This window comes from Planomonospora algeriensis, from assembly GCF_977012225.1.
In genome coordinates, this window is the sequence record NZ_CDRNDK010000005.1 from 37,375 (window position 1) to 43,577 (window position 6,203).

Consider the following 6,203-nt stretch of genomic DNA (forward strand, 5'->3'; position numbering starts at 1 on the left):
TTGGGGCGCTGGTGAGAGAGGGCGCCGCAGCGGACGGGTGCCGCCGCGGCGCCGTCGAGGTCAGCTGCGGGTGAGGGACCAGGTGCCGTCGGCCTTGACGGTGACCAGGCGGGTGCCGGTGGGCAGCAGGGCCTTGCCCCTGTAGTCGCCGATCCGGTTGAACAGCAGGTCGCCGTAGGCGCCGACGCGGGGGTAGGCGTGCACGATGAAGTTGCCCTCACCGTTGTGGGCGGCGCGGGCGGTGCGCAGGCCGCGGGTGGGGGAGAGCTTGAGAACCTGGTCGCCCTCGCCCCGGATGGTTCCGGCGCACCAGCAGCGGGCCTTCGACACGGGCTTGAAGACCGCGCTCCAGGCGCCGTCGGCCTTGATCTCCAGCGCGGCGACGCCCTTGCTCCCGGAGGCGTTGTAGAGCACGGTGCCGTCGTAGGAGCCGATCGTGTTGGCCAGGAGGGCCTGCTTCTTCCCGCGGCCGTCGACCGCCCAGACGATGAAGTTGGCCTCACCGTCGTGGGAGAGGGTCAGCAGGCCCGGGGCCTTGGTAGTGCTGATACGGACGACCTGGTCCCCCTCGCCGCGGTAGGTCCGGTCGGCGTGCGCGGCGGTGACGCCACCGGTGGTGAGGGCAGTGGCGGCCAGCACGAGCACGGCCAGGACACGCTTGAACATGGGGCTCCTCGACAGGTGTGTATAGATCGCCTCAAACTGCGTGGAAGAGTAAATCATATTGTGAACTCGATCCACAATGAATATTGATGTTCGGCCAAGGAAGATGCTGCTCTGGCCGATGTTCAGGAGGAGGAGAAGCCCAGGGGCATCGTTTCCGGGAGATCACATGAATGAGAAGATCGCCGCATGACTGTTCGGACCGGGCGTTGGACCGTCTGGGCGGCGATCGGCTGGACGCTGCTCTACGTCGTGTCCGAGGTCAGCTTCGCTCTGGAAGGGCGCCTCGGTGTCACCGGTGGTCCTCGTGTGGACCCGGAGGAGTACCTCGGCTATGGCCCGGACAGGTCGCGCTGGCCCAGTGGGGCAACGTCACGTCCGGCCTGATCATCACTCTCCTATTGATGGCCTCCCTGGCATCGGTCCGGCGGCGGCTGTGGCGGCGGACGCTGCTCGTGCTGTTGTGGGTGTACACGGCGACGGCCGCCGCGGGGGCGGTCGGCATGATGGGCGGCGCGCTGCTCTCGGACTGCGGCGGTGTGCGCTTCGGCGCCTACTGCGTCGTGTGGGCCGTCCTCCTCGGCCTGGCTGCCTTCGCGTTACACCGTCGTGGTCGGACACTGCTGGCGCGAGACCCGGAGCGAACGGACGTGGCCTGGCGGCGAACCTCCTTCATGCCAGGGCTGGAGGCCTGGACTCTTCCGGCCGAGCGAGGGCCTGCCGCCCGACCGGCTCGACCGGGAGGTGCGGGAGCTCGCGGAACGGATTGCTTTCACCGCAACACTGGGATGTACATCTGCTACATTCATGACATGAGTGAACCGGTGATCGAATCCATGGCGGAGGTCCGCAGCCACCTCGCGGACGTCATCGACCGGGCCCGCCGGGACGAGACCCCGACGATCATCACTCGGCGCGGCAGGCAGGAGGCCGTGGTGATCGACATCAACGAGTACCAGCGCCTGCGTGATCTCGCGGAGCAGGTCGAAGAGGCGTGGCTCAACCGGCTGGCCGATGAGGCGGAGTCCGAAGGCGCCGAGGGGGCCGTCTCCCTCGAAGAGATGGCCGCCCTGCTCCGCGACCAGCACGGCTGACCCGGTGGGGTACACCACACGGTTCACCCCGCACGCCCAGCGGGACATGCTCAAGATTCCCCGCCCCGACGCGCTGCGCATCCTCCATCGCCTCACCGAGCTCCAGCAGGCGATGGACGCGGCGGACACCGCCACCTTCGACATCAAAGCCCTGCAAGGGCACAGCTCCCGCTGGCGGCTCCGGGTCGGGGACTACCGTGTCGTCTGCACGATCGAGGACGGCCGGCTGCTCGTATGGGTCCTGGCCGTCGGCAACCGCCGTGAGGTCTACCGCGGCCTGTGAGATCCGCGCGGGAACGCACGGTCTCCTGTCGGGAGCTCAGGAGGGGGAGGCGAAGCCCCGGGGGCGGCAGCACTGCTTGTACTTGCGGCCGGAGCCGCACCAGCAGGGGGCGTTGCGCTCGGGCGGCCAGGGGATCAGGGCGCCGGCCGGGCCGCGGCTCTCGGCGTACGCCAGGATCGTGTCCTCGTCGGGCTGCCCGTCGGCCTTCTCCGCGAAGGACGCGAAGTCCTCGAACGAGCAGCGGAGCAGGGCGACCCGGATGTCCAGCTCACCGGCCTCCAGGGCGCCGGTCTCCACCTCCGCCCGGTGCGCGTCCCAGTCCGCCCCCTCGGACTCCGCCAGCGCCGGCCAGCGCTCGACGAGCCGCTCGAAATCGGCCCGGGGCCAGAACGGTTCGACGTCCGCCGCGGCGCGGTCGTACTCGTCCGCCCCCAGGTCGTAGCCGCCTGCCTCCAGGTCGTAGTCCTCGGCGAGAAGCCGCCGCTCCGCCGACGGCCCCGACGGGGGAGCCTCGTCGGGGAAGCCCATGGCCCGCCGTACCCGGTTGACCGCCGTGCCCAGCTGCTCGGTGCCGAAGCCGTCCCCGGCGTCGCGGGACCGGGCCTCGCCGGAGGCGAAGAGCTTCAACGCGCCCGCGAGGTCGCCGGTCTCCTCGACGGCCTCGCCGTAGATCTCGTAGGCGCTCCAGTCGTCCCTGCCGGCCTGCCGTACCTCCCGGAAGACCTCGGCGGCCTCGTCGGTCCGGCCGAGCTTGACCAGCAGCGCCGCGATCCAGACCTTCGGCTCGGTCGTGTCGTCGCGGATGCCCGCGGCGTCGGCCCGTCTCAGGGTGGCCAGCGCCTCCTCCAGACGGCCGAAGTCCTCCAGGACCCCGCTCACCGCGACCATGGCGAAGGCGGGTTCGAAGTCGTCGTCGCGGCGGGAGGGATCGTCCACGGCCGCGAGCAGGCGGGCGACCACCGGGTCGGGGGAACCCGCCTTCAGGGCGTCGGGCAGGGCGAACTCGATGTCACCGAGCGATACGAGGTCGTTCTTCGCGGGCATGCGGAGACCCTACGCCCTGGCCGCCGCGCAGGTCGGCCGTATCGGAGAAGCCGTCCGTACCTGCCGCGGGGTGTCAGGTACGGACGGCACGATGGGGGCATGGAGACCCTGACGACACGGCGGCTGAACCGTGCGACGCTGGCCCGGCAGATGCTGCTCGCCCGGGAGAAGGCCGACGTCGTCACGGCGGTGGAGCGGCTCGGCGGCATGCAGGCGCAGGAGCCCCGGCACCCCTTCACCGGGCTGTGGACGCGACTGGAGGACTTCCGCCGCGAGGATCTGCACCGGGCGCTGCACGAGCGCGCCGTGGTCCGCGCCACGATGATGCGGGCCACGCTCCACCTGGTGAGCGCGGCCGACTACATGAGGTTCCGGCCGTTCTCGCGCCGTCGCTCGCCGCCGCCCTGCGCGGGCGCGGCGAGCTGACCGCCGGGCTGGACCTCGACGCGCTGCTCCCCGTCGCCCGCGCCGTCCTCGCCGAGGGGCCGCGGGACTTCACCGAGCTGCGCGCCCTGCTCCAGCGGCACTTCCCCGACGTCAACGAGCGCGCGCTGGGCTACGCCGTACGGATGAGCCTCCCGCTGGTCATGGTCCCCACCGAGGACCGCTGGGCCTTCCCGCCCGCCGCGAAGTTCGCCCTGCCCGATGCGCTGCTCGACGCCCCGCCTGCTGCGCTGCCCGACGCCTTGCCCGGCGTGCTGCCGGACGCTCCGCCCGGCGCGGAGACCGGGAAAGCCGGGGAGACCGAGGAAGCGGGAGAGCCCAGGAGGCCGGGGGAGCCGGGGGAGGAGCCGGAGGACCCGGTCGGGGAGCTGGTGCTGCGCTACCTGGCGGCCTTCGGCCCGGCCACCGCCGCCGACGCGCAGACCTGGACCGGGCTGAAGGGGCTGCGCGCCGTACTGGACGGGCTCCGTCCCCGGCTGGCCGTCTTCCGCGACGAGCGGGGCAAGGAGCTGTTCGACCTGCCCGGCGCCCCGCGCCCGGACGAGGACACGCCGGCCCCGGCGCGGTTCCTGCCCGACTTCGACAGCCTGGTGCTCGCCCACGCCGACCGTACCCGGCTGATGGCCGAGGAGTACCGCGGGCGCGTCACCACCAAGAACCTCCGGGTGCGGGCCGTCTTCCTGTGGGACGGCACCGTCCGCGGCATCTGGCAGGCGGAGGTCCGGCGGAAGGCCGCCGTCCTGAGGCTGACCCCCTTCGAGCCGCTGCCGCGGGAGGCGTTCTCCGCGCTGACCGCGGAGGGCGAGGCGCTCCTGCGCTTCCTGGAGCCGGATGCCGCCGCCTTCGAGGTGCGGGCCGAGGACGCCTGACGCAGGGCGGACCGGGACGGCGCCTGCGGTCCCCGCACCGGGTGCCCCGGCTACTCGAACTGGCCGACCCGGTAGTCGCCGGCGGGCTGCCGGACGATGACGTTCGCGCGGTTGAAGGCGTTGATGAGGGCGATCAGGGAGACCAGGGCGGCGAGCTGGTCCTCGTCGTAGTGCTCGGCGGCGTTCGCCCAGGCCTCGTCCGTGACGCCGCCGGCCGCGTCGGCGAGGCGGGTGCCCTGCTCCGCCAGTTCCAGAGCGGCGCGCTCGGCGTCGGTGAACACCGTGGCCTCCCGCCAGGCCGCGACCAGGTTGAGCCGGGTGGAGGTCTCCCCGGCGTGCGCGGCCTCCTTGGTGTGCATGTCGGCGCAGAAACCGCAGCCGTTGATCTGGCTGGCGCGGAGCTTCACCAGCTCCTGCGTCGCGGCCGGCAGCGTCGAACCCGAGATCGACCTGTCCGCCGAGACGAGGTGCTTCATGAACTTGGCGGCGACCGGGTTGCCGAAGAGGTTCAAACGAGCGTCCATGCTGCACTCCTTGCCGCTGCCGGTGGCCGGTACACTTCCGGGACGGGACGGCCCGGCGGGATCGACAGGGGTGGATGCGACCTGCGTCCTCCCTGGGGTCTCGGCCCGCGCCTCGGGAACCGGCTCGCGCCTCAGGTCTCGGCCCACGCGGCGATCGAGTCGAGGATCTCGCCCAGCTCGCGACCGCGCCGGGTCAGCGCGTACTCCACCCGCGGCGGCTTGTCCGGGTGGACGGTCCTCGTGAGCAGCCCTTCGCCTTCGAGGGTCTGGAGGCGGTCGGCGAGCGTCTTGGGACTGATGCCGGGCAGCAGATGCTGCAGCTCGCCGTACCGCTTCGCGCCGGGCAGCAGGTGGAAGATCACCAGAGGCGTCCACTTGGTGCCGACGAACGAGAGCGTCCGCGTCACCGAGCACGTCTCCGGTGTCACGGGGGAGTTGACCTGCGAGCTTCCCATGTCTGAAGTTCCTACAGGAAAAATGCGTACTTCACAATATGAAGTAGCTTCCCTAACGTCACCGGCATGACATCGCTCTCCGCCTCATCCTCCGCGTCTCCGTCCGCCTCATCCTCCGCCTCACCCTCCGCCTCACCCTCCGCGTCTCCGTCCGTATCTCTGTCCGTATCTCCGTCCGCACCTTCGTCCGCGTCGCCCTCCGTCGCGGTCCACGGCGCCACGGGCACCCAGGGCTCGCACATCGCCCGCCGCCTCCGCGCCGCCGGGTACGGTGTCCGCCCGCTGGCCTCCCGCTCCCTCGACCTCGCCGACGCCGCCTCGATCGTCCGGGCCTACGGCTCGGCCGGCGCGGTGGTGGTGCAGTTGCCGCTGGTGTTCGGCCCGGAGGCCCTCACCCACGCCGAGACCCTGCTGACCGCGCTGGCCGAGGCGGGTCCCTCCCGGGTGGTGTTCAACCCCGGCATGGCCCTGCCGCCGGAGCCGGTCGGCGTGCCGTACGTCGACGCGCGCGTCCTGCTGGCCCGGCGGCTGCCCGAGGCGGTCGCGTCGGCGTCCGTGATCGGCCCGGCCGGGATGTACCTGGAGAACCTCCTGATGCCCTGGTCGGTACGGAGGGTCGCGCGGGAGGGCGAACTGGCCTATCCGCTGCCCGCGGCGGCTCCCGCGTCGTGGACGGCCCTGGACGACCTCGGTGACGCGGTCGCCGCTCTCCTGCGCGAGGACGCCCCCGCGGCCGTCGGCCTGCTGCCGACCCAACGCTCACCGGCGACCAGGTCGCGCGGAGGTGGCCGCCGCCGCGGGCCGCGACGTCGCGGGTGCACCTGGCC

Annotated in this window: 8 protein-coding genes and 1 pseudogene; 5 read left to right on the forward strand and 4 right to left on the reverse strand. The window is 72.0% G+C overall.

The genetic code is table 11. From position 1 onward, the window contains the following. Window positions 1-60: 60 nt before the first annotated feature. Window positions 61-666: a hypothetical protein gene (locus tag ACWJ6R_RS01255; RefSeq protein WP_449060426.1), complete on the reverse strand. Its 606-nt coding sequence runs from the start codon at window positions 664-666 to the stop codon at window positions 61-63. A gap of 186 nt (window positions 667-852) precedes the next feature. Between ACWJ6R_RS01255 and ACWJ6R_RS01260 the strand changes: the two genes are divergently transcribed. The 3 genes from ACWJ6R_RS01260 to ACWJ6R_RS01270 all read left to right on the forward strand — a co-directional run bounded on the left by ACWJ6R_RS01260 (window position 853) and on the right by ACWJ6R_RS01270 (window position 2,040). Beyond that, window positions 853-1,050 carry a hypothetical protein gene (locus ACWJ6R_RS01260; RefSeq protein WP_449060427.1) on the forward strand — a complete coding sequence of 66 codons (198 nt, stop codon included), beginning with the start codon at window positions 853-855 and terminating at the stop codon, window positions 1,048-1,050. 425 nt (window positions 1,051-1,475) lie between these two features. Further along, entirely contained in the window at window positions 1,476-1,757 is a 282-nt protein-coding gene (locus ACWJ6R_RS01265; protein WP_449060428.1) for a type II toxin-antitoxin system Phd/YefM family antitoxin, read from the forward strand. A 4-nt stretch (window positions 1,758-1,761) separates the two neighbouring features. Further along, on the forward strand, window positions 1,762-2,040 hold the full coding sequence (locus ACWJ6R_RS01270) for a type II toxin-antitoxin system RelE family toxin (protein WP_449060429.1): 279 nt from the start codon (window positions 1,762-1,764) through the stop codon (window positions 2,038-2,040). A 36-nt stretch (window positions 2,041-2,076) separates the two neighbouring features. On the opposite strand, the gene ACWJ6R_RS01275 is transcribed toward ACWJ6R_RS01270, so the two are convergent. Further along, the gene (locus ACWJ6R_RS01275; RefSeq protein WP_449060430.1) at window positions 2,077-3,084 is read right to left on the reverse strand and encodes an SEC-C metal-binding domain-containing protein; all 1,008 of its coding nucleotides are present in this window, start codon (window positions 3,082-3,084) and stop codon (window positions 2,077-2,079) included. A gap of 207 nt (window positions 3,085-3,291) precedes the next feature. Here ACWJ6R_RS01275 and ACWJ6R_RS01280 point away from each other — a divergent pair. Next, window positions 3,292-4,397 (forward strand): annotated as a pseudogene (locus ACWJ6R_RS01280) (winged helix DNA-binding domain-containing protein). Between the two features lie 50 nt (window positions 4,398-4,447). Here the strand turns inward: ACWJ6R_RS01280 and ACWJ6R_RS01285 are convergent. Then, window positions 4,448-4,921, reverse strand: coding sequence for a carboxymuconolactone decarboxylase family protein (locus ACWJ6R_RS01285; RefSeq protein WP_449060431.1), 474 nt, complete (start codon window positions 4,919-4,921; stop codon window positions 4,448-4,450). A gap of 131 nt (window positions 4,922-5,052) precedes the next feature. Then, on the reverse strand, window positions 5,053-5,376 hold the full coding sequence (locus ACWJ6R_RS01290) for a winged helix-turn-helix transcriptional regulator (RefSeq protein WP_449060432.1): 324 nt from the start codon (window positions 5,374-5,376) through the stop codon (window positions 5,053-5,055). Between the two features lie 66 nt (window positions 5,377-5,442). On the opposite strand from ACWJ6R_RS01290, the gene ACWJ6R_RS01295 reads away from it, so the two are divergent. Beyond that, a partial coding sequence (locus ACWJ6R_RS01295) for a hypothetical protein (protein ID WP_449060433.1) occupies window positions 5,443-6,203 on the forward strand: 761 nt, incomplete at its 3' end.

Coding starts and splice junctions, on each gene's coding strand:
- ACWJ6R_RS01290 (WP_449060432.1), bottom strand. CDS start 5,376: ATGGGAAGCTCGCAGGTCAACTCCCCCGTGACACCGGAGACGTGCTCG.
- ACWJ6R_RS01275 (WP_449060430.1), bottom strand. CDS start 3,084: ATGCCCGCGAAGAACGACCTCGTATCGCTCGGTGACATCGAGTTCGCC.
- ACWJ6R_RS01285 (WP_449060431.1), bottom strand. CDS start 4,921: ATGGACGCTCGTTTGAACCTCTTCGGCAACCCGGTCGCCGCCAAGTTC.
- ACWJ6R_RS01260 (WP_449060427.1), top strand. CDS start 853: ATGACTGTTCGGACCGGGCGTTGGACCGTCTGGGCGGCGATCGGCTGG.
- ACWJ6R_RS01255 (WP_449060426.1), bottom strand. CDS start 666: ATGTTCAAGCGTGTCCTGGCCGTGCTCGTGCTGGCCGCCACTGCCCTC.
- ACWJ6R_RS01265 (WP_449060428.1), top strand. CDS start 1,476: ATGAGTGAACCGGTGATCGAATCCATGGCGGAGGTCCGCAGCCACCTC.